26 protein-coding genes are annotated in these 22,203 nt (G+C 56.1%); 11 read left to right on the top strand and 15 right to left on the bottom strand.

Annotated features, from left to right (window positions below; translation table 11 throughout):
* Positions 1-164: 164 nt before the first annotated feature.
* The gene (locus ACCC84_RS14400; RefSeq protein ID WP_039991066.1) at positions 165-626 is read left to right on the top strand and encodes a GNAT family N-acetyltransferase; all 462 of its coding nucleotides are present in this window, start codon (positions 165-167) and stop codon (positions 624-626) included.
* On the opposite strand, the gene ACCC84_RS14395 is transcribed toward ACCC84_RS14400, so the two are convergent.
* On the bottom strand, positions 623-1,180 hold the full coding sequence (locus ACCC84_RS14395; protein WP_004954779.1) for a class I SAM-dependent methyltransferase: 558 nt from the start codon (positions 1,178-1,180) through the stop codon (positions 623-625). The two genes, ACCC84_RS14400 and ACCC84_RS14395, sit on opposite strands and share 4 nt — an antisense overlap.
* Before the next feature lie 152 nt (positions 1,181-1,332).
* A complete protein-coding gene (locus ACCC84_RS14390; protein WP_004954782.1) occupies positions 1,333-1,602 on the bottom strand; it encodes a YdgH/BhsA/McbA-like domain containing protein in 270 nt (89 codons plus the stop codon).
* Between the two features lie 303 nt (positions 1,603-1,905).
* Here ACCC84_RS14390 and ACCC84_RS14385 point away from each other — a divergent pair, with 303 nt between their 5' ends.
* On the top strand, positions 1,906-3,075 hold the full coding sequence (locus ACCC84_RS14385; RefSeq protein WP_273868843.1) for a low temperature requirement protein A: 1,170 nt from the start codon (positions 1,906-1,908) through the stop codon (positions 3,073-3,075).
* Positions 3,076-3,137: 62 nt separating this feature from the next.
* On the opposite strand, the gene ACCC84_RS14380 is transcribed toward ACCC84_RS14385, so the two are convergent.
* Positions 3,138-4,499 carry an esterase-like activity of phytase family protein gene (locus tag ACCC84_RS14380; protein ID WP_273868841.1) on the bottom strand — a complete coding sequence of 454 codons (1,362 nt, stop codon included), beginning with the start codon at positions 4,497-4,499 and terminating at the stop codon, positions 3,138-3,140.
* 444 nt (positions 4,500-4,943) lie between these two features.
* Between ACCC84_RS14380 and aqpZ the strand changes: the two genes are divergently transcribed.
* The gene (gene aqpZ, locus ACCC84_RS14375; protein ID WP_039991068.1) at positions 4,944-5,639 is read left to right on the top strand and encodes an aquaporin Z; all 696 of its coding nucleotides are present in this window, start codon (positions 4,944-4,946) and stop codon (positions 5,637-5,639) included.
* Positions 5,640-5,697: 58 nt separating this feature from the next.
* Here aqpZ and ACCC84_RS14370 read toward each other — a convergent pair whose 3' ends face one another.
* A complete protein-coding gene (locus ACCC84_RS14370; protein ID WP_004954793.1) occupies positions 5,698-6,468 on the bottom strand; it encodes a class I SAM-dependent methyltransferase in 771 nt (256 codons plus the stop codon).
* A 119-nt stretch (positions 6,469-6,587) separates the two neighbouring features.
* On the opposite strand from ACCC84_RS14370, the gene ACCC84_RS14365 reads away from it, so the two are divergent.
* Together ACCC84_RS14365 and ACCC84_RS14360 are read left to right on the top strand one after the other, a co-directional pair.
* Positions 6,588-7,373: a helix-turn-helix transcriptional regulator gene (locus ACCC84_RS14365; protein ID WP_004954796.1), complete on the top strand. Its 786-nt coding sequence runs from the start codon at positions 6,588-6,590 to the stop codon at positions 7,371-7,373.
* Between the two features lie 97 nt (positions 7,374-7,470).
* Positions 7,471-8,202 (top strand): DUF2076 domain-containing protein, encoded by a 732-nt coding sequence (locus ACCC84_RS14360; protein WP_004954801.1) that lies wholly within the window; start codon positions 7,471-7,473, stop codon positions 8,200-8,202.
* A 242-nt stretch (positions 8,203-8,444) separates the two neighbouring features.
* Here the strand turns inward: ACCC84_RS14360 and ACCC84_RS14355 are convergent, their stop codons facing one another.
* The 4 genes from ACCC84_RS14355 to ACCC84_RS14340 form a co-directional block, all read right to left on the bottom strand.
* Positions 8,445-8,702 carry an ABC transporter ATP-binding protein gene (locus ACCC84_RS14355; protein WP_371902015.1) on the bottom strand — a complete coding sequence of 86 codons (258 nt, stop codon included), beginning with the start codon at positions 8,700-8,702 and terminating at the stop codon, positions 8,445-8,447.
* Positions 8,703-8,787: 85 nt separating this feature from the next.
* Positions 8,788-9,240 (bottom strand): thiol-disulfide oxidoreductase DCC family protein, encoded by a 453-nt coding sequence (locus tag ACCC84_RS14350; RefSeq protein WP_004954807.1) that lies wholly within the window; start codon positions 9,238-9,240, stop codon positions 8,788-8,790.
* 77 nt (positions 9,241-9,317) lie between these two features.
* The gene (locus tag ACCC84_RS14345; protein ID WP_004954808.1) at positions 9,318-9,653 is read right to left on the bottom strand and encodes a hypothetical protein; all 336 of its coding nucleotides are present in this window, start codon (positions 9,651-9,653) and stop codon (positions 9,318-9,320) included.
* A 226-nt stretch (positions 9,654-9,879) separates the two neighbouring features.
* A complete protein-coding gene (locus tag ACCC84_RS14340) occupies positions 9,880-10,770 on the bottom strand; it encodes a pirin family protein (RefSeq protein ID WP_004954812.1) in 891 nt (296 codons plus the stop codon).
* A 124-nt stretch (positions 10,771-10,894) separates the two neighbouring features.
* Between ACCC84_RS14340 and ACCC84_RS14335 the strand changes: the two genes are divergently transcribed.
* On the top strand, positions 10,895-11,803 hold the full coding sequence (locus tag ACCC84_RS14335) for a LysR family transcriptional regulator (protein ID WP_198773383.1): 909 nt from the start codon (positions 10,895-10,897) through the stop codon (positions 11,801-11,803).
* On the opposite strand, the gene ACCC84_RS14330 is transcribed toward ACCC84_RS14335, so the two are convergent.
* The gene (locus tag ACCC84_RS14330) at positions 11,804-11,944 is read right to left on the bottom strand and encodes a VOC family protein (protein WP_371902014.1); all 141 of its coding nucleotides are present in this window, start codon (positions 11,942-11,944) and stop codon (positions 11,804-11,806) included.
* Positions 11,945-12,090: 146 nt separating this feature from the next.
* Between ACCC84_RS14330 and ACCC84_RS14325 the strand changes: the two genes are divergently transcribed.
* On the top strand, positions 12,091-12,702 hold the full coding sequence (locus ACCC84_RS14325) for a hypothetical protein (RefSeq protein ID WP_004954820.1): 612 nt from the start codon (positions 12,091-12,093) through the stop codon (positions 12,700-12,702).
* A gap of 13 nt (positions 12,703-12,715) precedes the next feature.
* Here ACCC84_RS14325 and ACCC84_RS14320 read toward each other — a convergent pair whose 3' ends face one another.
* The 4 genes from ACCC84_RS14320 to ACCC84_RS14305 form a co-directional block, all read right to left on the bottom strand.
* Entirely contained in the window at positions 12,716-12,982 is a 267-nt protein-coding gene (locus ACCC84_RS14320; protein WP_004954823.1) for a putative hemolysin, read from the bottom strand.
* A gap of 22 nt (positions 12,983-13,004) precedes the next feature.
* On the bottom strand, positions 13,005-13,487 hold the full coding sequence (locus tag ACCC84_RS14315; protein ID WP_004954825.1) for a YjjA family protein: 483 nt from the start codon (positions 13,485-13,487) through the stop codon (positions 13,005-13,007).
* A 133-nt stretch (positions 13,488-13,620) separates the two neighbouring features.
* Positions 13,621-14,286, bottom strand: a complete 666-nt coding sequence (gene pagP, locus ACCC84_RS14310; RefSeq protein ID WP_004954828.1) for a lipid IV(A) palmitoyltransferase PagP — start codon at positions 14,284-14,286, stop codon at positions 13,621-13,623.
* Between the two features lie 605 nt (positions 14,287-14,891).
* Positions 14,892-15,188 (bottom strand): hypothetical protein, encoded by a 297-nt coding sequence (locus ACCC84_RS14305; protein WP_127913642.1) that lies wholly within the window; start codon positions 15,186-15,188, stop codon positions 14,892-14,894.
* Between ACCC84_RS14305 and ACCC84_RS14300 the strand changes: the two genes are divergently transcribed.
* Positions 15,168-16,847 (top strand): alpha-keto acid decarboxylase family protein, encoded by a 1,680-nt coding sequence (locus ACCC84_RS14300; RefSeq protein WP_371902013.1) that lies wholly within the window; start codon positions 15,168-15,170, stop codon positions 16,845-16,847. The genes ACCC84_RS14305 and ACCC84_RS14300 overlap by 21 nt on opposite strands.
* 53 nt (positions 16,848-16,900) lie before the next feature.
* Here ACCC84_RS14300 and ACCC84_RS14295 read toward each other — a convergent pair whose 3' ends face one another.
* Positions 16,901-18,016 carry a DUF1615 domain-containing protein gene (locus ACCC84_RS14295; protein ID WP_198773385.1) on the bottom strand — a complete coding sequence of 372 codons (1,116 nt, stop codon included), beginning with the start codon at positions 18,014-18,016 and terminating at the stop codon, positions 16,901-16,903.
* Positions 18,017-18,185: 169 nt separating this feature from the next.
* Here ACCC84_RS14295 and tehB point away from each other — a divergent pair, with 169 nt between their 5' ends.
* The 3 genes from tehB (at position 18,186) to ACCC84_RS14280 (ending at position 21,190) form a co-directional block, all read left to right on the top strand.
* On the top strand, positions 18,186-18,782 hold the full coding sequence (tehB, locus tag ACCC84_RS14290) for a tellurite resistance methyltransferase TehB (protein WP_039991072.1): 597 nt from the start codon (positions 18,186-18,188) through the stop codon (positions 18,780-18,782).
* A 118-nt stretch (positions 18,783-18,900) separates the two neighbouring features.
* Positions 18,901-19,539 carry a leucine efflux protein LeuE gene (leuE, locus tag ACCC84_RS14285; protein ID WP_088499882.1) on the top strand — a complete coding sequence of 213 codons (639 nt, stop codon included), beginning with the start codon at positions 18,901-18,903 and terminating at the stop codon, positions 19,537-19,539.
* Between the two features lie 151 nt (positions 19,540-19,690).
* Positions 19,691-21,190, top strand: a complete 1,500-nt coding sequence (locus ACCC84_RS14280) for an aldehyde dehydrogenase family protein (RefSeq protein WP_004954841.1) — start codon at positions 19,691-19,693, stop codon at positions 21,188-21,190.
* Between the two features lie 42 nt (positions 21,191-21,232).
* Here ACCC84_RS14280 and feaR read toward each other — a convergent pair whose 3' ends face one another.
* Positions 21,233-22,147: a transcriptional regulator FeaR gene (gene feaR, locus ACCC84_RS14275; protein ID WP_371902012.1), complete on the bottom strand. Its 915-nt coding sequence runs from the start codon at positions 22,145-22,147 to the stop codon at positions 21,233-21,235.
* Positions 22,148-22,203 lie beyond the last annotated feature (56 nt).

Below are 22,203 nucleotides of genomic sequence, written 5' to 3'. Positions count from 1 at the left end.
GTATTCAATCACAATAAGGTTCTGCGCAGTGAAACAGCGTAATTTCCCCGTTTTAGCCGCAAAACGGCGATAACGCGGGAAAAATGTGCTTTATAAAGTAAAAAAAACGGTCGCGCGGCGCGCTGAAAAACGGCTAAATGGCGATAAGTGACTCTGGAGGAAAGATGAGCCAACAAATCGTATTTCTCAGTGATTATCCACAGTATGCCGATGTTTGCGCCGCCTGGGCTTTTGGTCAATGGGGCAGTCAACGCGGCGGCTCGCTGGAAGGCGCGCGTCAGCGCTACGCCCTGTGCAGCCAGTCCAGCGCAGACCATTTCACGCTAATGATGATAGACGAGCAGCGCCCGCTGGCCATGGCCAGCCTGTGGCCAAGCGACGACCATCACCGCCGCGATCTCACGCCGTGGCTGGCCGGGGTGTTCGTTCATCCCGATCACCGCCGACAGGGTATCGCCCGGCGGCTTGAGCAGGCGGTGCTTGAGTTGGCGCAGCGCGGGGGCCATCCGCTATTGCACCTGCTCACCGATAAATGCGAAGCGCTGTACGCCGCCTGGGGCTGGCGCACCATTGAACGCCGTCAACAGTACGGCGACCAGGTGGTGGTAATGGAAAAGCGCCTCTAACGTGGGGTGCAGACATAGACCAGCGCAGGAGGGAAGTTACGCACCACCCGCTGCTTTTTCCAATGAAAATAACGCGACAGCAATTTTTCCGACAAATGGCTGTACTGGAACAACACCAGCGTCCCATCGCGGGTTCGCAGCCGTTCCTGCGCCTGCTGCAAGATGCGCATGCTGATTTTAAGCGGCATCGACAACAGCGGCAGACATGAAAAAATAACGTCATAATCGCGCTCCAGCCGTTCTGCCGATTGTGCCATCACCCGCAGGCGCGGCGCATCGATCTGCCGCAGCTGGTGCACAAAGTTGGGCTGAATTTCATAGGCATCCACGTCGGCATCGGCGCGTATGCGCCCGAGAATTCGTTTGGTCAGCACGCCATCAGCCGCGCCCAATTCTGCAATGGTCAACGCACGGGTCCATTCAATCTGGTTCAGCATCGCCTGGCAAAGCCAGGGGGAAGACGGTGCCAGCGTGCCAACGGTGCGTGGGGACGCCACAAACTGCTGTAGATAGGCAAAGTGATTTTTCAGTTGTAACCGTGTCGCGTTTATCATTGGAGACTCCTGCGTTAGGGATTCCCAATGTGCGCATAAATGCCAACGAGATCGTTAACATAATTCCGAAAGCGGCAGACACAGTTGTAATAAAATGCAACGGCAAAAAAATGGCCGCCTTCTTGGCGACCATGTTTTTATTATCGATGTTGTTAACGGTAAATAACGGCATTACCGCGCCAACTGCTGGAATCACCAGGATTATCCAAACCGATAATACGGTAATACGAGGCGCCCTGTTCGGTGGCTTTTGATTTCAGCGCACTGACGGCATCGTCCGGGGAGCCGGCAATGCCGGAAACCGAGACCACGCCGATGCTCTGCAGATTGGCGGCCCGATCGTGACCCACCTGCGTGGCGGCCAGAGAAGAAAATGAAGCGGTTGCCATAACGGCGGCTGCGATGTAAGGATAAAGTTTCATGACGGACTCCGAATATTGTTGGTTATTGTTAACATCACGTTGTTAATTATTGGCCAAGCAGTGAAAGCGGACGTCATGCAACGTAAAGAACATCAATCTTTGTGAGTAAAATAAGGAGAAAGTACGTGTGATTATGACCTGGTGATTACCGTCAAAGATTCACATCAGTAGCGAGGGGAATTTTATTTAAATAACAGCACGATGTCTGTCGATACCGTTTATTGTGCCGCAACAGGTTTGTTCTCCGGACAAAAAAATCTGAGCTAGTCTTGTTTTGACGGTTATCATTTAACAGGGATACTTATGACCCCCAACCTGCTGCGCGAACGAAATGGCCAGGGCGCTTCGGTTTCATTTTCCGAACTGCTGTTCGATCTGATCTATGTATTTGCCGTAACGCAACTCTCTCACTACTTGTTGCATCACCTGACGCTGACAGGCGCGCTGCAAACCCTGTTGCTGTGGTTTGCCATCTGGCTGGCATGGCAATACACCGCCTGGGTCACCAACTGGTTCAATCCGGATACTCGCCAGATCCGCCTGCTGTTATTTACCATCATGCTACTGGGGCTTTTTGTCGCCTCCGCATTGCCGCAAGCGTTTGGCGAGCGTGGGCTGATATTTGCCGGTTGCTACATCACGCTGCAGGTGGGCCGTACGCTGGCGGTGCTGGCGCTGCTGAAACAGCACGCGTTACGCAAAAACTTCCAGCGCATACTCGGCTGGCTGATCATTTCGGCGCTTTTCTGGCTGGCCGGGGGATTCAGCGAAGGCAGTACCCGTCTGCTGCTATGGGCCATCGCCGTATTGTGCGAATACATCTCGCCGATGTTTGGCTTCCGCCTGCCGCTGCTCGGCCGCTCGGACAGCGGCAGTGAATGGACGATTGAAGGCCACCACCTGGCCGAACGCTGTCAGCTGTTTGTGATTGTCGCGTTGGGTGAAACCATTCTGATTACCGGCTCCACGCTGAGCGAAATGGACATCTGGAGTGCGCCAACCCTGATTGCATCGCTGGTAGCGTTTATCGGCAGTCTGGCAATGTGGTGGGTGTATTTCGATACCAGCAGCAAAGCCGGCAGTCATGCCATCAGTCAGTCGGAAAATCCTGGCCAACTAGGCGCCTACTTCCACTATGTGCATGTGGCGTTGGTTGGGGCTATCATCATTTGCGCCGTCGCCAACGAGCTGGTTATCGCCCATCCCGACGGAGGTATTACCTCGGTTACCGCCGCCGTTCTGCTGCTCGGGCCGGCAGTCTATCTGTTCGCTAACGGGCTATACAAACGGCTGGTGTATCGGCGTTTCCCGCTGTCGCACCTGGTAGGCATCCTGGCGTTAGTCGTGCTGACGCCGCTGGCCTACCTGACCGATCTGTTGATGGTCAATGGATTAACCACGCTGATAATGCTCGCAGTCGCCATCTGGGAAAGCATTTCTCGCCGACGCACGCCACATGCTGCTCACGCCTGACCGCCTGCAGCGTCGCAAATGACCACAGGCTCCATTCGGAGCCTGTGGTTACTGCCGAGCGACTAGATCAACGGCTGTGGTAACGTCAGTACCCACAGCTCGCTCAACGATTGCGGTTTTTCCAGCGGCAACAGTTCAATACGCGTCGGCACCACCTTGCCGTCCAGCATCAGACCGCCCTGCGCATTCCGTTGGTAATCGCCTACCTTGTTGGCCTTCGGTTGTGCATCCACCAGCCTGGCCTGCAAGCCGAAATCATTGTCATTGATCACCGCCAGCGTGCGAGGGTCGATCAGCGCCAGACCTTCCACTTTTTCCTGCTGCCAGCCCAGCTTGCGCAGATCGGCCACTTCGCGTTTCTGTGCCAGCTGCACGCCGCGGCTGGCCAACGCTTTGGCATCATCATATTCCAGCGCTTTACCCTGGCCATCGAACGCCGTCAAATCGCTGGCCTGACGTAAATCAACCAGATATATCTTGTTGATCATCTGCTTGTTTTTGTCGCTACCTTGCTCGATAAGCAAAATACGCTGGTTATCTAGCGCCACGATATCGCCAATTTTGGCGTCTTTGGCTTTTTTATAGCTATCGATATCAATCGGATAGCCATATTGCGCGGTCTTGCCACTGGCCGGGTCAACGCTCACCAGACGGGTAAACTGCGCCGTATTTTTGGTTTTGCCGTCGACGTCGAGGGTGCTCTGCACCGCCGCCAGAATTCGGCCGTCCGGCAGACGCGTAATGCCCTCGAAGCCGCGGTTCGGCTGACGCCATTTAAGAATATTCGGCAGTCCAGCGGCTATCGCCTGCTCGCCCTGTTGCGGCTGCGGACCGTACTTGGCCAAAATCTTGCCTTTATTGTCGACGTGGATCAGGAACGGACCGTATTCATCGCATAACCAATAGCCGCCATGACCATCCGGCGTGATGCCTTCGGTATCCAGCCCGCGCTTATCGCTCGGCAGCGTCTGTAGCCGGTCGTTCAACGCCACCTCATTGGTTGAGCCGATAAGGCCCGCCGGCAACGGCAATCCGACGATCGGCCCCTGGCCGTCATGCAACGGCCGCGCATTGCCGGCCACCGCCTGACCGTCGCTGATGCGGATATCCATCAGTAATGGCGTAAACTGCGGCGCGGCAAAGATTTTCGCTTCCTGCTTGCCCACCGTCGGCGCATCGGCATTCGGACCACGATCGGTGACGGTAGTCAATTGCAGCACATTCCCCTGCCTGCCGTTGAATACCAGCCCGGAGCCAACGCCAACCGGCAGCCCCTGTGGAAAGTTGCTGGTAAATGCTCCTGCGTAACTGACGCGCTCGCCAGCGGGAAAACTGACGGCGTAACGCGCAACCTCGATCTCTGTCGCGCCGGCAGCCAGCGGGAACAGCGCAGACAACAACAGGAAAAGCGTTTTTCTTCTCATGATAGTTAAGCTCGGTAATGGGAAAGGATCGGCCGGCTGTCAGGGTAATTATCAGAAATGACGTTTTGATGACAGCGTTGCTTAATCTACTGAAATAACTGAAAACAAACCAATGGCAAATAGAAATAAGCAATTAACCACTAAATATCGAACGGTAAAATCATATGGCATTTTTAATCTTCTTCCATTCGCGTTTTTCACCTGCTCATTTTAAATTCGCCGCGTGCGCAATATTCCGATCCGATTGGCAAAAAATACCGCAATGAGTCGCCAGATTATGAAAATAACGCATTTCACATGGACAAAATAAGGCGACAGGGATTTAATAACCGCCCTAATCACAGGTGCACTAAGAAAGTTCTCAAGATACCTGCAATAAATAAAAAAGGTGTTCTATAGTTTTTAGTGCTAACGCCCGTTAGTTTATCCAGTAGGATGGAGTCTATGTCAAAGCGACTTTTTGCCGAATTTTTTGGCACATTTTGGTTGGTGTTTGGTGGTTGTGGCAGCGCAGTATTAGCCGCGGCTTTTCCTGAGTTGGGCATTGGTTTTGCCGGTGTCGCTCTCGCTTTCGGTCTTACCGTGGTAACCATGGCGTATGCCGTAGGGCATATTTCCGGCGGGCATTTTAACCCGGCCGTTACCGTCGGTTTATTTGCCGGCGGCCGCTTCCCGGCGAAAGACGTTATTCCGTATGTTATTGCTCAGGTCATTGGCGGTATTGCCGCAGCCGCGGTACTTTATCTGGTTGCCAGCGGCAAGGCCGGCTTTGATGTGACCGGCGGCGGTTTTGCTTCCAACGGTTACGGTGAGCATTCACCGGGCGGCTATTCTCTGCAGGCCGCCATCGTGATTGAATTGGTGCTGACCGCCTTCTTCCTGATTGTCATTCATGGTGCCACGGATAATCGCGCCCCTGCCGGCTTTGCGCCTCTGGCGATTGGTCTGGCTCTGACGCTGATCCACCTGATCAGTATTCCGGTGACCAATACCTCGGTCAACCCGGCGCGCAGCACCGGCGTGGCCATCTTCCAGGGCACCTGGGCATTGCAACAGCTGTGGGTGTTCTGGCTGGTGCCGTTGATCGGCGGCGTGGTTGGCGGCCTGATTTACCGTTGCCTGCTGGAAGAGAAAAAGTAACCGGCAGGCGATTGTTATTGCAGGGCAACCCTGGCGGTTGCCCTGCGTTTTGCAGCGATTACGCTTTTCTGGCGACCAGCATCATAATGTCGCAGGTAAAGGTGCCATCCTGCTGAATGGCGAAATGCTGTTTAACCTCGTCAGAAACGCTTTGCTGGTAGGCGCGAATGGCGGTGACAAAATGCTGCGGCGTACGCATACGCGCTACCCAGCTGTCAAATGCCAACGCCAGCCGATCGCTGGTTGCCGCATCAATCACCAGCCCGGCTTCGGTCAATAAACGCAGCCACTCTCCCGGCGCGTAATTGTGTACGTGCGACGTATCACGCAGTGCTTCCACGGTTTGCAGATAGATATCCAGCAGTGGGTGTCCCGGTGAGACCACGTCCATGAAAATCGCCGTGCCGCCCGGTTTCAATACCCGTTTCACTTCACGCAACGCCTGACCAACATCGTGCCAATGGTGTGCCGAATAACGGCTGATCACCAGCTCAAAACTGGCGTCGGCAAACGGCAGCGCCTCCGCCATACCCTGCTGCACCTGCACGTTTTGCAACCCTTTTTCGTCGGCGGCTCGAGTGACCACCTCCAGCATTTGCGCCGACAAATCATAAGCCACCACCTGCGCTACCTGCGCCGCGGCGGTAAAGCTGGCATGGCCGGCACCGCAGCCCAGATCCAGCAGTCGGGCGTGCGGGTGCTCGGCCAGTAACGCACTCAGACGCTGTAAATCCTTGCCCTGCGCGTGTACCGCGCTGGTCAGATAGGCATTGGCCTGTTCACCAAACTGGCGATCGACGGCATTTTGATGACTGTTGTGATTGCTCATGGTTGCTCCTTGATTATTGTGCGGCTCACGCCTATGCCGGATGGCTTTCGGCAACTATAATCAGCACCATATACGGGTACAATATGTGCAGTTATCCTAGTATCAACCGGTACCAGCCTATGCAAACTGATGATTTGTCCGGCCCGAAGGCCCTTGGCGCGTTCTTGCGCGCCCACCGTGAGCGCGTCACGCCAGAGATGATTGGCCTGCCCAGCAGCCCGCGTCGCCGTACCAGCGGCCTGCGGCGGGAAGAATTGGCGCAGGTCAGCGGTATCAGCGCTACCTGGTATACCTGGATTGAGCAGGGGCGAGACGTCTCGATATCACCGTTTACGCTGGCGCGCATCGCCAAGGCGCTGAAGCTCGGCTACGCCGAACGCCATTATCTGTTTACGCTGGCACGGGTGGCCGACCCGGAACAGGAACGCCAGCAAGACAGCGTCAACGACGCCGTCTTGCACAGCGTGCATCAGGTCAATGTCCCCTGCTATCTGCTGGATATCACCTGGAACGTGCTGGCATGGAATCAACCCGCGCAAGCGCTGTTTTCCGGCTGGCTCGGCCAGGCCAAGACCCCCAATCTGCTGCACTTTATGTTTTTCCACCCGTTGGCGAAAACGCTGGTCAGTGATTGGCACCATCGCGCGCGCCGGGTGGTAGCGGAATTCCGTGCCGAAACCAGCCACCATCAGGCAACCGATCCGATGCGCGCCTTCGTGCGCAACATGACGCGTAACAGCGACGACTTCAACCATTGGTGGCAGCAGCATGACGTAATGGCGCGTGAAGGCGGGGAACGGCTGTTTGAGCATCCCCAGCAAGGCCGCCTGTATTATCAGCAAGTTACCTTTAACCCTGCGGAGAACAACGTGCTGAAACTGGTGATGCTGCTGCCGTTGCCGTAATTGGTAACAAATTCGCAGACAGGTTTACCTATGGCGTATTTATTGGCTTGGGCAATCGCGCTAGGGTGGTAGGGCAAAACCCTATTGAGAGAATCCTATGCAATCTGAAGAACAACGCCTTATTGATGGTCTGTTCAGCCGCTTAAAGCAAGCCGAGACTCAGACGAGCCAACGGGATAGTCAGGCTGAGCAGCAAATTAACCAGCACATCCGCGAGCAGCCTTCCGCGCCTTACTATATGGCGCAGGCGATGATCATTCAGGAAGCAGCGCTAAAACAGCTGGATCAGCGGGTGAAAGAGTTGGAAAACCAGCTCGCGCAACGCCAGCAAAACGCCCCGAGCCAGCAGAGCAGCGGCGGTTTTCTAGCCGGTCTGTTTGGCGGCGGTAACCGACAGGCCGCCACCACGCGCGAAGCGTACCAGACTCAACAGCCCGCCAATAACGGCTGGAACAGCCCGACTCAGGGTAGCTATGCGCCGCAGCAGCCATATGCCCAACCGCAGGCGCCGTCACGCGCTGGCAGTTTCCTCGGTGGCGCGCTGCAAACCGCGGCCGGCGTGGCCGGTGGCGTGGTGCTGGCCGATATGCTGACCGGTATGTTCCGCCACTCTCAGCCGGAAGAGATAGTGAACATAATCAATGAACCCCCGCAAGATAACGCGATGGATAATATTGATACTGCCAACAATCTTGATACATTCAATAACGGTGACGGCAGTTTTCTTAATCAGGGCAACAGCGGCCTACAGGATGCCGATTATCAGAACGACGATTTCGCTGATTTCGCCGACGATGACGGCTTTAACGACGACGATTCCTTCATTTAATCCCCCGCTGTCAGCACGATATCGTGGCACTTACCTGAAATCCCCTACCGCCGCAGCGCATCAACTGCGGCGCTATTGCATCACCAGCGCGACACAACGGCGAGGTTTGCGCATGCAGGGATAACTCGACCAGGCGTCATCTGACGCGTTGAGCACATCGACGATGGAAAAGATGAAAGTTTGGCGGTTCACCCCAGACCGCATGCTGACCAGCAGCAGACGTTGACCAGGATGACTGAAGGTTACTGCGGTGTGTCGTCAGGCGCGATCTTTGCCAGCGTCCGGCGGTAGGTTTTTACCTTGCGACGTTTTTTCAGCCAGGTGGTGGTCGCCACCAGACAGATAGCGCCGGACATGGTCAATACGCCGACGGGATGGCCATAAAACACCATCAAGACAAAATAGCAGGCAGAAACAATCGCTACCCATTTTGCCATATTGCCAATGGCGTTCTTCTCTTGGCTGAGTCGGCGGATATTTTCTTCTTCGCTGATTCCCATGGGCTCTCCTTATTATCGAACAGACCATTATATGAGGGCGCACCGGTGCTATTTCAAGCAGTTAGCCGGTAAAAAAAAGTAAAGTTCAGCGCGGCCTGTCTCGTCCCCCCGGCAGATAACGCCAGGGTTGTTCACTGCCCGGCAAGTCCTGACCATCGTTGCGACCAAACCACTGATAACGGTTACGCGCAACGCCGTCATAGAGGGCGTCACCTAGCCGACGCGGCAGAAAGCGGGCGACAGATAACCAGCAAAAAGGCCAATCGAGCCAGCGCAGTGCCTGAAAAAACGCCGCCGAACGCAGCCAGTGCCGGCCCGACGCCAGCAACACCACGCTGTCAAAACGGTCGGTTGGCATCGCCAGGCTACGCAACATCTCCTGCCCGGTACTTGACTGTACGGTGGCAAAACGGAGGCGTCCATGGCGGTCTGCCCACATCAAAAAACGCACCAGCCGGTGGCATAAATTGCATTCGCCGTCGAATAACAGCACCGGTTCGACAGGCAGCGGCGGGGAAGAAATTACGCTAGGGTTCATCGCGCCTCCTGGTTTGTCTCCAGACTAGCGCGCTCCCCGGCGAAAGGCCAGCCGACCAACGTCGGCTGGGGTTATCGTCAGCGCAGCGGCGGGTTATCCGGCAACGCAACCACCGAAACGCGCACTTCATAGTGCTTGGCCTGGCTGGTCGGGATCACCGCCGTCAGTTTGTTAATGGTGTCCGTGGGGTTATCGCTGGCAGAGGTGGCGCAAAACAGTTCGCCGCCGTGGCAAAAACCGGGTTTAGGCATTGGGTGGCCGTCGGGGCCAGGGAAAGGTGGCCGTACGTTACCCTGCTGCCACTGCGGCGGTAATGGCTTGTCGGCTGGCGCAGGCGCGGAAAGCGCGCCAGTGCTGAATAATACCGCAGCGGTCAGAAAGGGCAGAGTCAGGGCTTTCAGGGTTTGCTTCATCGTTAGGATCTCATTGAACAGGAACCGCCCTAACCTACCCCGTCGCCGATGGGCATGAAAGCGGCTTTTCGCCGCCTTTTCACCCGCTTGATATTTGCTTACATCCCGGCATAAACGTGATGAATTACGCAGGATCGGGTAAAGCAGCGCGGCCAGCTGGCGCAAACGCCCATGCAAACCAGAAGGCCGGCCCGCGATAACGGGCCAGCCGAAGGGAGGTGCTCGCTCAGTCTCTGCCGCTAACGGTTTCAACCGCCGGCATGGTGCCAAAATTGCCGCTGTTGAAATCCTCAAACGCCTGCTGTATCTCGGCGTCGCTGTTCATCACAAACGGACCATAGCCGACGATAGGCTCATCGATCGGTTCACCGCTCAGCACCAACAGACTGACGTCGCTGTTGGCTTCAATGGTGAGGGTATCACCCACGCGGTCCAGCATCACCATCTGGGTTTCACGAACAATCTGCTCGCCGTTGACCAGTATCGCGCCATGCAGCATCACCAGCGCCAGCGTATGACCTTCCTGCACCGTTAGCGTGGTGGTGTGACCGGCATTGATCTTCATATCCCACACATTCAGCGGGCTGAAGGTGCGTGCCGGGCCAGCATGGCCAGCGAAGTCGCCGGCAATCACCCGAACCTGTCCCGCACCGTCCGCCAGCGCTACCTGCGGAATATCCTGATTGCGCAGCGTCTGATAACCCGGCGCAGCCATTTTATCCTTGGCCGGCAGGTTAACCCACAGCTGTACCATTTCGATGGTGCCACCTTTGCGAGAGAAGTCCGTTGAATGGAACTCTTCATGCAGAATACCGGAGGCGGCAGTCATCCATTGCACATCACCTGGGCCAATCACACCGCCGCTGCCGGTGGAATCACGGTGCTCCACTTCGCCCTGATAAACGATGGTTACGGTTTCGAAACCCCGATGCGGGTGCTGGCCAACGCCGCGTCGCCCGGTAGTTTCGCGGAATTTGGTGGGCGCGGCATGATCCAGTAACAGGAACGGGCTCATTTCCGCCCCCAGATCGTTATAGGAAAATAGCGAATTGACCAAAAAACCGTTGCCGACCCAATGTGCTTCAGGGCTGTTATAGACGCCTAGGATCTTTTTCATAAGGATCTCCCATTACCGGCCTCTCGGCCTTTATTTGTTGCCAACAGTGTAAACCCGCCGTGATTGCCGCAGTAGTCGGCAAGATATACACTCAGTGTTCTACTGGTAGGACAATGGAGCGGCAATGTTGATCGATTTGAACGACCTGTTTTTCTTCGCCAGCGTGGTGGAACATCAGGGATTTGCCGCTGCAGGCCGAGCGCTCGGCATACCAAAATCCAAACTCAGCCGCCGGGTGGCGCTGCTGGAGGAACGGCTCGGCGTGCGCTTGATCCAGCGCTCAACGCGCCGGTTTTCCATTACCGACGTCGGGCAGAATTATTATCAGCACTGCAAGGCAATGTTGGTGGAGGCCGAGGCCGCGCAGCAGGCAATCGAACAGACCCGCGCGGAGCCTTGCGGCACCGTGCGCCTGTCTTGCCCGATCGCGCTGTTGCATACCCGCGTCGGGGATATGCTGGCACGCTTTATGGCCGATTACCCCAAAGTGTCTCTGCACCTGGAAGCGACCAATCGCCGGGTCGACGTGGTGGGAGAAGGACTGGATCTGGCGTTACGCGTGCGGCCACCGCCGCTGGAAGACAGCGATCTGGTGTTGAAAGTGCTGGCGCAGCGCAGCTGGTGCGTGGCGGCCAGCCCGGCGCTGGTGCGGGCACTCGGCGACGTCAGGCAGCCGGAAGATCTGCTACGCTACCCGACGCTCGATCTTGGTCCGGCGCGCCCCCAGCACCAGTGGACACTGACCGGCCCGGATACGCGCCGCTTTGACTGGGAACACCTGCCAAGGTTGGTCACCGACGATATGCTAATGTTGCGTACCGCGGCAATTGCCGGCGCCGGGGTAGTACAACTGCCGAGCATGATGATGCGCGATCACATCCTGCGGGGCGATATGATGGCCTTGCTGCCTGACTGGCGACCACAGGGTGGCGTGGTACACGCGGTGTACCCGTCACGCCGTGGTTTATTGCCGGCGGTGCGCCTGCTGCTGGACTTCCTCGGCCAGCAGTTCGCCGCTCTGGAGGAAAGCTGATCAGGTGGTGATTTCGATGGCGTTACCGTCGGGCAGCAGATGTGGCAACCACATCACCTCCAGCGTTGGCCCTTCGTCCAGTTGAATAAAACGTGATACAAACCCTGGACGACGTTGACTGACATATTGCTCTCCCGCCACGCCGTTAAAGTAGCGCTAATCGGTTACCAACGTACGATAATAAATAAGAAAATTAGGGTTAGACGATTTTGGCCGACGGTTGTTGGCTATACTGTGGGAGGCAACGTTACCGCAGACGTAACGGCTTGGGCGCTAAGGGAAAACATATGCTATTGAGAATCGCAAGCTGGCTGTTTCAATTACCAGGCAGGCTGTTTGGCCGCATTTTTAACAGCCGTCTGACGCTATTTATTTTCTTTATGTTGATCGCCGTCGGGATATTTGGCACCAAACGCTATCTGCACGCTCAGCACCAGCAGGAGGAGCTGACCAGCACAGCGCCGGCCCATTACGACATCAACCGCGGCTTGCCGCTGCGTGAAGCTCGCGAACAGTGCGGTGGTCCGTTGCATGACAACGACGGCCAGCCATGGCCCGCCGCGGCGGGCTACCTCCACCAACCCGAACGGCCGGCCGGCAGCCGTTTACAGCGCATCACGCTGGAAAATCAACGCAATGACTTTGCCGTGGTGGTGAAGCTGGAAACCCCGGAACATCCGCAACAGTTGGCAGAAGTGTTCATTCCCGCTGCGGCCAGTTTTGCCGTCAACGTCTCGGCGGCTGGCAAGTACGTTTTAAAGATCCGCGACATAAAAAGCGGCTGCAGCTTTCGCTCGCAGCCGTTTCCGCTGGCGGTAGAACATAACTGGCGTCTGCCGCTGAGCCTGCATGGCCACGGCGAGGTGGAGTATCAGGCCATCAGCACCAGCGAGTTTTAATGCCGGCGCTGGGTTATTTCTTCACCGGATGATCGCGGCGGAACAGCGCCCAACTCTCCAGTTCCTCACCGCTTGGCAAGGTACAGGTCGAATACTGCCCCTGCGCATTCTGTTTGGCGTTTAGGGTACCGCCAATTTTGCTGCAGTAGACATCCGCCGGATTCGCCATACCGATCGAAGTAGTCTGCGGCGGAGGCGGTGCGTCGTGGGTTTTCACTTGTTGACATCCTTGCAGCATTGCCACACCGGCAAGCAGAGAAAACAGTACGCTCTTTTTCATATTCAACTTTTACTCACGCCGTTCAGGAAAGGAAGGATTTACCCTGTTCCAGTACCAGATCGCAGGCCTTTTGCTTCACTTTTTCGGTGATCTGCGAGGTGCCAAGGCTGTTCAGATCCAGGCTTTTACCTTCGCCGGTCTGCAACAAGCCACCCAACCCTTGTTGATACTCCTGGCTGTTGGCGTCGGCACTGCTGCTAATGCCCAGTTTATCCATCAGTTTGGTCTGCACGCCGGCAACGCCGTTTTGCGACAGCACGTTGTTTTTCACGCAATACTGCAGAATGCCGGCCGCGTTGGTCATGCTGCTGGAACTCAATGCCTTGTCGCCGCCGTTCAGCAGTCCGGTCAGGCTGGACAGTGACATACCGCCGCTTTCGCCGCCAGATTGGCTTAGACCGCCGGCTGCATCGCTAATAGAATCCATTAGGCCAGCCGCGTTTGCCGTACCGGCCATAGATGTGGTCAATGCTAACGCCAGCAGTAAACGATGCTTGCTGTTCATATGATTAAGCTCCTGTTTTATCTTCGGTAGGCGGCAAGCCGCCGGACACAGATTCGAACGTCATGCCCGCCAACAAGTTCCATCCGGCGGGCAGAAAACGCAATTTTAGGAATAGTCAGGACGAGGGAAAGAGTCAGAACTGCCAGCGCAGCCAGGCAAAGAATACGTTGCCATTGTTATAGGTGCCGGGGATATAGGTAGCCTGGAACGTCAGGCTTTTATAACCAATGGAGGCCAACGGCAATGGCGCCGGGATCGGGATATAGTTCCAGTTGTCACGCGCGGTGACGCTGGCTGTAAAGCCCAGGCCAAGGCGGAAATCCTTATCGTCCAGCGGGCGCCAGATCTTTTCATAGGCGTAGCCGCCAATAGGTTCCCATTTGTTAAAGGAATCCTTGAACGCCATCAGGTAGATGCCGTGCCAATCACCGTCCTGATCGAAGCGCGAAATACCATAACCTGCTCCCCATGGACGTTCGTTGTACTTGTCGATGTGTTCGTCGTCGTACGTCCAGCGGTTGTGCCAGGTGATCGCCGGCAGATAGATATCCTTGTTCGGCGAGTTGTTCCAGGTTTCAGCCACATTATGGGTAAAGCGCTGCCATAAGCCGGGCTGTTCAGCCTGCACGGCAGTGGCGTTTTGTGCCTCCGCCTGCGTCTGCGCGGCAGCGCCATTTTCTGCTGCCACCTGCGTCTGCACGGCAGTGGCGTTTTCTGCACCAACCTCGGCCTGCGAAGGTAGTGCAGAAAACATCAACGCCATACCGCATGCCAACGGTGTCCATTTATAAAACATCATAAAACTCCTGTATAAATTACGGCCGGGGATTCTTACCGATCGTACTTGCAAGATCAACCCAGACTTTTGCCAATCCCAGCGCTAAGCGATATTTGTTGTCGATTCATTAAGTTTAGCCGTTGGGCATTGTTATGTCCGATGGACTTGCAAGAGCGCTCCACGCACCGTGGCATCCTTAAACGCCATGCTAACGCCATCCCCCGCTGACGATCTGTCAGAAAACTCCGTTTCGACGTCAAACAATGAATCGCCACGCCGGCCGTTAACATAGCTTTACCCCCGCCGCCAAAGCGGATGTGATCGCCAGCGCATTATCTGGCCTGACCTGCTGGCATCAGTGTTATCCCCATCACAGCGCTTGCTGGTTGCCACCTTGTTATTATGGTGTAAATTAAAAGTAACACCGCCTAATATTATTACTATTACATAAGTTAATTATTGATTTCCGCAGAGGTTTCTCCAGCACATATTGCCGATTGCGGCTGAGCCGGGTCTGACTCCGCCGCGTTATGGCAGGTGATACGCCTAGGATTATTAGTAATCGTAAAAGTACCGAAAATATCTAATTGGGATTACTCCCCCGCTGTCTATCGCCAGAAATGGCATTAAGCACGGTTTTTTGCTGGCGAGAGAAATACCCGCTCAGGCTGCCAAAGCCGACCATTACCCTGTGCCATGGCATTTTTAAACGTAAAGCCCGGCGTACATAAATACCGTTCGGCCACTGGCCTGCCGATCTTGAAGCAATCAGCGCTTTCCATAACTGTTAATACCAGCAGGCGTAATACGCTTTTCGCGCCATTCGCTAACGCAATAACACCGGCAAAGCTGATTGCTGATTTCTGCCTGATAAAACCAACACAATAAATTCGGAGCAAGAGATGAAAGTCACCATCGGACAATTTATTCTGCAACAACTGCGCACACTGAATATCGACCATATTTACGGCGTGCCCGGCGATTATAATCTGTCGTTGCTGGAGTTGATTGAGCATGACAACCAGCTACAGTTTATTGGCAACTGCAATGAATTGAATGCCTCTTACGCCGCTGACGGCTATGCGCGCATGAAAGGCGCCGGTGCGTTGATTACCACTTATGGCGTTGGCGATCTGGCGGCATTGTCCGGCATTGCCGGCGCTTATGCTGAATCCTCACCGGTAATATGCCTGGCCGGCACCCCGCCGCTGCATGCCATGAAAAGCCATGCGTTAATGCACCATTCACTGGCCGACGGCAATTTTGACAATGTAATGAATTGCTTTAAACAGTTTACCGTCGCACAGGCGCTGATTACGCCGGAAAATGCCGCGGTGGAAATTCCACGGGTTCTGGCGGTGGCCTGGACCGAAAAGAAACCGGTCTATTTACAGCTACCGTCAGACATTTGCGAAGTAGAGATCGAAGTAACAAGCGCCGTGGTGGCGCCGCGCCTGCCGGCCAGCGATCGCTACAACCTGCAGCTGGCTGCCAGCGCCTTGCTACGACGCTTGCAACAGGCACAGCGGCCGGTGATGCTGATCGATCAGATGGTCGATCGTTATCAGTTGCAGCAACTGGTGGTTGAAGTTGCCCATAAATTCGCCATTCCGCTGACCAATATGCCAACCGCAAAATGCATTATCGCCGAAACCACCGCCGGCTGGATGGGCGGCTACAGCGGTAATCTGTCAAGACCGGAACTGTTTGCACTGATGGCGAACTCTGACTGCGTGCTGAACTTTGGCGCACGGCTGGTGGATTCGACCACCGGTTACTTTTCGCATCAGATCCCAACCGCAGGACAGATAGACATTCAGCCATACACGGTGAAACTGGACAACGTCGCCTATCCGGCAGTGGCCGCCGCCGATCTGTTGCAGGCACTGCTGGACGGTGCCGCCGGCGACGCGGCGACGCCAATGGCCACGCTGCCCAACCCACGCCACAAACTGGCCGCCCCCAGCGACGCACCGCTCGATCAGGCCTATTTTTGGCAGCGTATGAGCCGATTTATTGCCGAAGACGACGTGCTGGTGGTCGAAAACGGTACCTCGGGAGCGGCCATCGGTGGTATGCGCATGCCAGACGGGGTGAAAGTGGTGAATCAGCCGATTTGGGGCTCCATCGGTTATACCTTACCGGCGCTGCTCGGCACGCTGATGGCCGCGCCGGAACGCCGGCAAATACTGTTCATTGGTGATGGTTCGTTCCAGTTGACTGCCCAGGAAGTGTCAACGCTGCTGCGTTACGAGCAAAAACCCATTATCTTCCTGATAAACAATGACGGTTACACCATCGAACGTTATATCCTCGGCGAAGCATCATCGTACAACGATATCGGCCGCTGGGATTATGCCGCACTGCCAGCGGTGCTCAACACCGAGGCTCGCCCATTCTGCGCCGCCGTGGAAACCGGCCAACAGCTGGAACTGGCGCTGGAACACGCATCTCGCCAGGACCGGCTGGCGTTTATTGAAGTGAAATTGCCGATGATGGATACACCGCCGGTGATGAAAGAGTTCTGCAACCGCTGTAATAACTTCAACTTCGGCTTGCGCAACCCGCGCCGCTGCGCCTAATCAGTCGGGTGAGGGACAAACGGCCCTTCCGCCTCCCTCACCCATGAGGTTTTTTATTTGGCGCGAGCCAGGCAACGTTGACGGCGATCGTCAACCCGTTTGGCAAACCAGGCCGTGGTCAACTTGCGGGTAATTTTCGGGCTTTCAAGCGTAATGCCCGGCAACACTTCACGCGGCAACTTTTTGCCTTCGGTTTTTTCTGCCAGCGCAAACACCTGTTGGTAAACGTCGGTATGCTCGAAATCGAGGCTGTTGCCCTTCTCCAGCGCCCGCCGAATGGCGGAATTGCTGATAGCCAGTCGTTTGCCCAACGCGCGCACCGCCAGTTCAGTGGAGCCAGGCTTGTCGGTGCCGTAGTTGATCAAGTCACCGTCCAGCGCCAGCGGAATGCCGCTCGCACGGCTGACCGCGCTCTGGAATGCCGCATTACGGCTGGCGTACCAACCGGCGTTGAAATCGGCGAAACGGTACAGTGAACGGCTGTAATTGGCCGGATAGCCGAGCAGATGCATGATGCCGAAATACATGCCGCCACGCCGGCTGAACACTTCACGACGAATCGAACCGTCAATCGGATACGGATACCCTTTGGCATTGGCCTCGGCAAAGGCGATGCTCACCTGCATGGGTCCACCGGTATGCACCGGGTTCAGATTGCCAAACAGCCGTTGGCCCATCGGCACCATATCGATAAAGTCATCAAAGATGGCGCTCAGCTCCTTTTCACTGCGCACCTTGTCCAGTCGTGCGCTGTAACTCTTGCCGTTTGGCGAGGTGATCATCAGCGCGGTGCGCACCAGGAAATGCGGAATATGCAGTTGATCGGCGCGACGATCGATCTCTTTCCAGGCGATCTTCGGCAGCCCGGGCACCTGCGGATCGGCCTGGAAGGTCGATTCCTGCTCGGTAACCGCCAGTACGGAACAGATGTTCTCGTCGCTCGCGTCAAGGCCTTGCGCGGCAAACGCTGCGGTGATATCCGTTGCCCAACCCTGGCGATCCTTGGCGCTGGGCGGCATCAGTTTGATGACTTGCGCCTTGACATCTGCCGGTCGGCGCTCAGGCGCTTCGGGGGTGGTTTTGCTGGCACACCCGGCCAACACCAGCAACGCGGTCAGCATTAGCGGTCGAAAGGCGGGGAGTCGTTCAGAATGGCGGTTATAAAACATCTTTTCCCTGATTATCATGGCATCGGCGTAAAAGACGTTATCTCAGCTGCCGTTTATGATCCAGTACCCGCCGTCGAAAACTGCCCTGCGTTATGCTGCGGATGGTAAAACACACCAATAACATGCATTATATATGCAATTTAAATCAGACTTGATGCTGGAGAATGACATGTCGATCACCACGCAACCGGAAGACTACTTTCACCAAAAATACGGCCTGAGCCGTACCCACTCGGAAGTGATCGCCGCAGTCCGCCAGATAGCGGCAGGCAAGGCGCTGGATCTGGGCTGTGGCGGCGGGCGAAACTCGCTGTATCTCAACCTGAAGGGCTTCGAGGTAACCGCCTGGGACAAGAATGCGCTCAGCGTCGCCGAACTGAACCGGATCATTGATGCCGAACGCCTGAACCATATCAGCGCCAGCGAACAGGACTTGAATAGCCATCGCTTTAGCGGTGCCTATGACTTTATTCTTTCCACCGTGGTGATGATGTTTCTGCAACCCGCAACCATCCCCACCATGATACAGGATATGCAGGCCAGCACCGTCAGCGGCGGTCACAATCTGATTGTCGCCGCGATGGACACGCCGGACTTCCCTTGCCCGCTGCCGTTTCCGTTCACCTTCAAACCCGATGAACTGAAAAATTATTATCGCCACTGGGAAATTGTGAAATATAACGAGGATGTCGGTCAACTGCATAAAACCGATGCCAATGGCCAGCGTATCCAACTGCGTTTCGCCACCTTGCTGGCGCGGAAATGATGGTTCGGACAATGCAGATTGCCAAGCCCAACGCGCAGCGTTAGGATCGGGCACGGCCCAACCGGGGCCAGGGATAACGCCTGAGCGTTGCGCGTATTAAAAGGCTTGTGAGGTTAATGTGTTAGAGAGTTTTGGCATCCTGAATTTATGGACTTATCTCGCAGGGGTGATTTTTATCATTGTCCTGCCGGGTCCAAATAGCCTGTTTGTGTTGAAAATGGGTATTTCGCGCGGCGTTCGCGCCGGCTATACCGCCGCCCTGGGCGTATTTATCGGTGATGCCATTTTGATTTTTTGCGCCTATATCGGCGTCGCCACGCTGATCCGCACCACGCCGTTCCTGTTTACCCTGGTGCGTTATTTGGGTGCCCTGTATTTGCTGTTCCTCGGCGCCAAGCTCCTGTACGCCACTTTTATTCAAAAGAATCAAACGGCACAGCAGCCGCTGGAAAGTAGCAACAGCATTCTGCGCAAATCGTTGACGCTGAGCCTGACCAATCCCAAAGCCATTCTGTTTTACGTGTCGTTCTTCGTGCAGTTTATTGATTTTAATTACGCACACCCTGGGCTGTCCTACACCATTCTGGCGCTGATTCTGGAGTCGGTAAGCTTTGTTTACATGACCACGCTGATCTTTGCCGGCAGTATGCTGGCGCATTTCTTCAGCCATAAAAAACGCCTGGCCAAATTGGGCAATGGCCTGATTGCCCTGCTATTCCTCGGCTTCGCCACCCGGCTGGCCACCCTCAGTTCATAATTCGCTCCAGCAGCCAGCTCAGGTCGCGTTAGCGGGCGCGAGTGGCGGCTGTCACGCAGAGCAAATCGATTGTCAGGCAAACAAAAGCCGGCAGTGCAAAAACGCCTAGACTGGTGCCGTTAAGTGACCTTTTTGCCTGACAGGAGGGCGTATGCCTGACAATACCGTAACCATTCTGGACAGCGTGTCGCAGTTTCTCGATCGTCAACATGGTCTGTATATTGACGGGCAATCGCAGCCCTCGCAGGCCGAACAGCGGCTGCCGGTGCATAACCCTGCCGACGGACAGCAGATTTCCACTACCGCCGACGCCAGCGCCGAAGACGTTGCGCGCGCCGTGACCTCCGCCCATCGGGCCTTCACCGCCGGCGTCTGGGCACAGCGGTTGCCGGCCGAGCGTGAACGTATCCTGTTGCGCTATGCCGATCTGGTCGAACAGCACGCCGAACAGCTGGCACAGTTGGAAACGTTGGAACAGGGCAAATCCATCATGATTTCCCGTGATTTTGAGGTTGGCTGCACGCTGAACTGGATGCGTTACACCGCCGGCCTGGCGACAAAAATCACCGGCCAAACGCTGGACGTCTCTATCCCGATGCCGCCGGGGGCCCGCTATCAGGTCTATACCCGCAAAGAACCGATTGGCGTGGTGGCCGGCATCGTGCCGTGGAACTTCCCGCTGATGATTGGTATTTGGAAGGTGATGCCTGCGTTGGCTGCCGGTTGCTCGATCGTTATCAAACCGTCGGAAACTACGCCGCTGACGCTATTGCGCATGGCCGAACTGGCCAGCGAAGCCGGCATCCCGCCGGGCGTATTCAATGTGGTGACCGGCCGTGGCGCGGTATGCGGCAAGGCCTTGACCGAGCACCCGCTGGTGGCCAAAGTCAGTTTCACCGGCTCAACGCCGGTAGGTAAAGGCATCGCCCGTGCGGCAGCCGACCGCTTAACGCGCGTCACCTTGGAGCTGGGCGGTAAAAACCCGGCAATCGTATTACAAGATGCTGATATCACGCAGGTGGTTGAAGGCCTGATGATGGGCAGCTTCCTCAATCAGGGACAGGTGTGTGCCGCCAGTTCGCGTATTTATATCGAAGCGCCGATTTACGATAACGTGGTCGCCGGCTTTGAACAGGCGGTGAAATCGCTCAGCGTCGGCCCCGGAATGGATACCCGCGCGCAGATCACCCCGCTGGTATCGCGCAGTCACCGCGACAGGGTGGCCGCCTTTCTCGACGATGCCAAAGCCAAACATGCCGAACTGATCGCCGGCGCCAATGGCCCGGTGGGTGACGGCTTCTATATTCCCCCCACTCTGGTTATTAACCCGGCGGCAAATCTCAATCTGACACGAGAAGAGGTGTTTGGCCCGGTGGTGAACCTGATCCGCGTTGCGGATGGCGAGGAAGCGTTGCGGCTGGCCAACGACAGCGAATACGGACTGACCGCCAGCCTGTGGACCCGCAGTTTGCAAGCTGCAATGGCCTATACCCCACGCATTCAGGCCGGCACGGTGTGGGTCAACACCCATACATTGATTGACGCCAATATGCCGTTTGGCGGTTTCAAACAATCCGGCAGCGGCCGCGATTTTGGCCCGGACTGGCTGGACGCCTATACCGAGTCAAAATCCGTATGTATTCGTTACTGAGCGCCATGCCCTCAGCCCGCGGGGGCATGCTCCAACCACCGTTTATTGGTATTGCTTGCGATAGTCGCTAGGCGAAACGCCAAAACGCTGCTTGAAGGCGGTGGAAAAATGGCTATGGTCGCTGAATCCCCAGTCATAGCCAAGACCGGCCAGTTTTTGCCGCTCAGGCGCGTTGCGTAGCGCCTGAGCACACAGATCCAGACGCCGATGCTTGATGTACTGCGCCACCACCAGCCCCCGGCGGGCAAACAGCCGGTACAGGCTACGCAGCGAGACGCCAACCTCCGCCGCCAGCCATTCCGGGCGCAGCCGTTCGGATTGAATATGCCTATCGATCAGCACCAGCGCCTTGTCAAAAAGCGGCTGATGCAGCTCGGCGCCACGATCGTGGCTGGTCAGCGTCGGTCGTAACAGGGTGGCGATGGCATTCAACACCGCTTCGCTTTCTGCCGCACTCATCGCCGGATGCTTGATACATTCGGCGACCAACTGATAACTGAGCTGCACGACCGCGCGATCGGCACCGATACGTTTGGCGCATTGCACATCGGCAACGCGAAATGGTTGCTCCAGATAGCAGCGAGGCAATAGCAGAGAGATTTGCCGCGAATCCTGCGGAAAACTGAAATAGCTGGGCCGAGAGGCATCGATCAGCGTAACGTCGCCGGCGGTCAATAAACTCTGCTGTCCGCCCTGCGTCATCAGCGCGCTACCGCGCAGTTGGAAAACGGTAAAGAAGTGGCCGCCGTCACTTTGCGCGACTTCGCGCCGGGTACGGTACAGAGATGCCTGAGCCACATCCACGATACTCAGGCGTAAGGCATGCGAACGGAACTCCTGCAGTGCACCGCTGAACTCGGCACCGAGCGATTTGGCCGCAAAGCGACCGCAGGCGGCGTTGATACTGCACAGCCACTGCTCGAAACCGACCTCCCTCTCCTGTCTGGAAAGCGCCATGTTATCCCCTTTGCAATGTCGGTAATAAACGCACCACGGCAATATTGACCCCAAAA

The organism is Serratia odorifera (assembly GCF_041448735.1).
Taxonomy (GTDB): domain Bacteria; phylum Pseudomonadota; class Gammaproteobacteria; order Enterobacterales; family Enterobacteriaceae; genus Serratia_F; species Serratia_F odorifera.
This window is presented reverse-complemented; position numbering and strand designations above follow the sequence as displayed.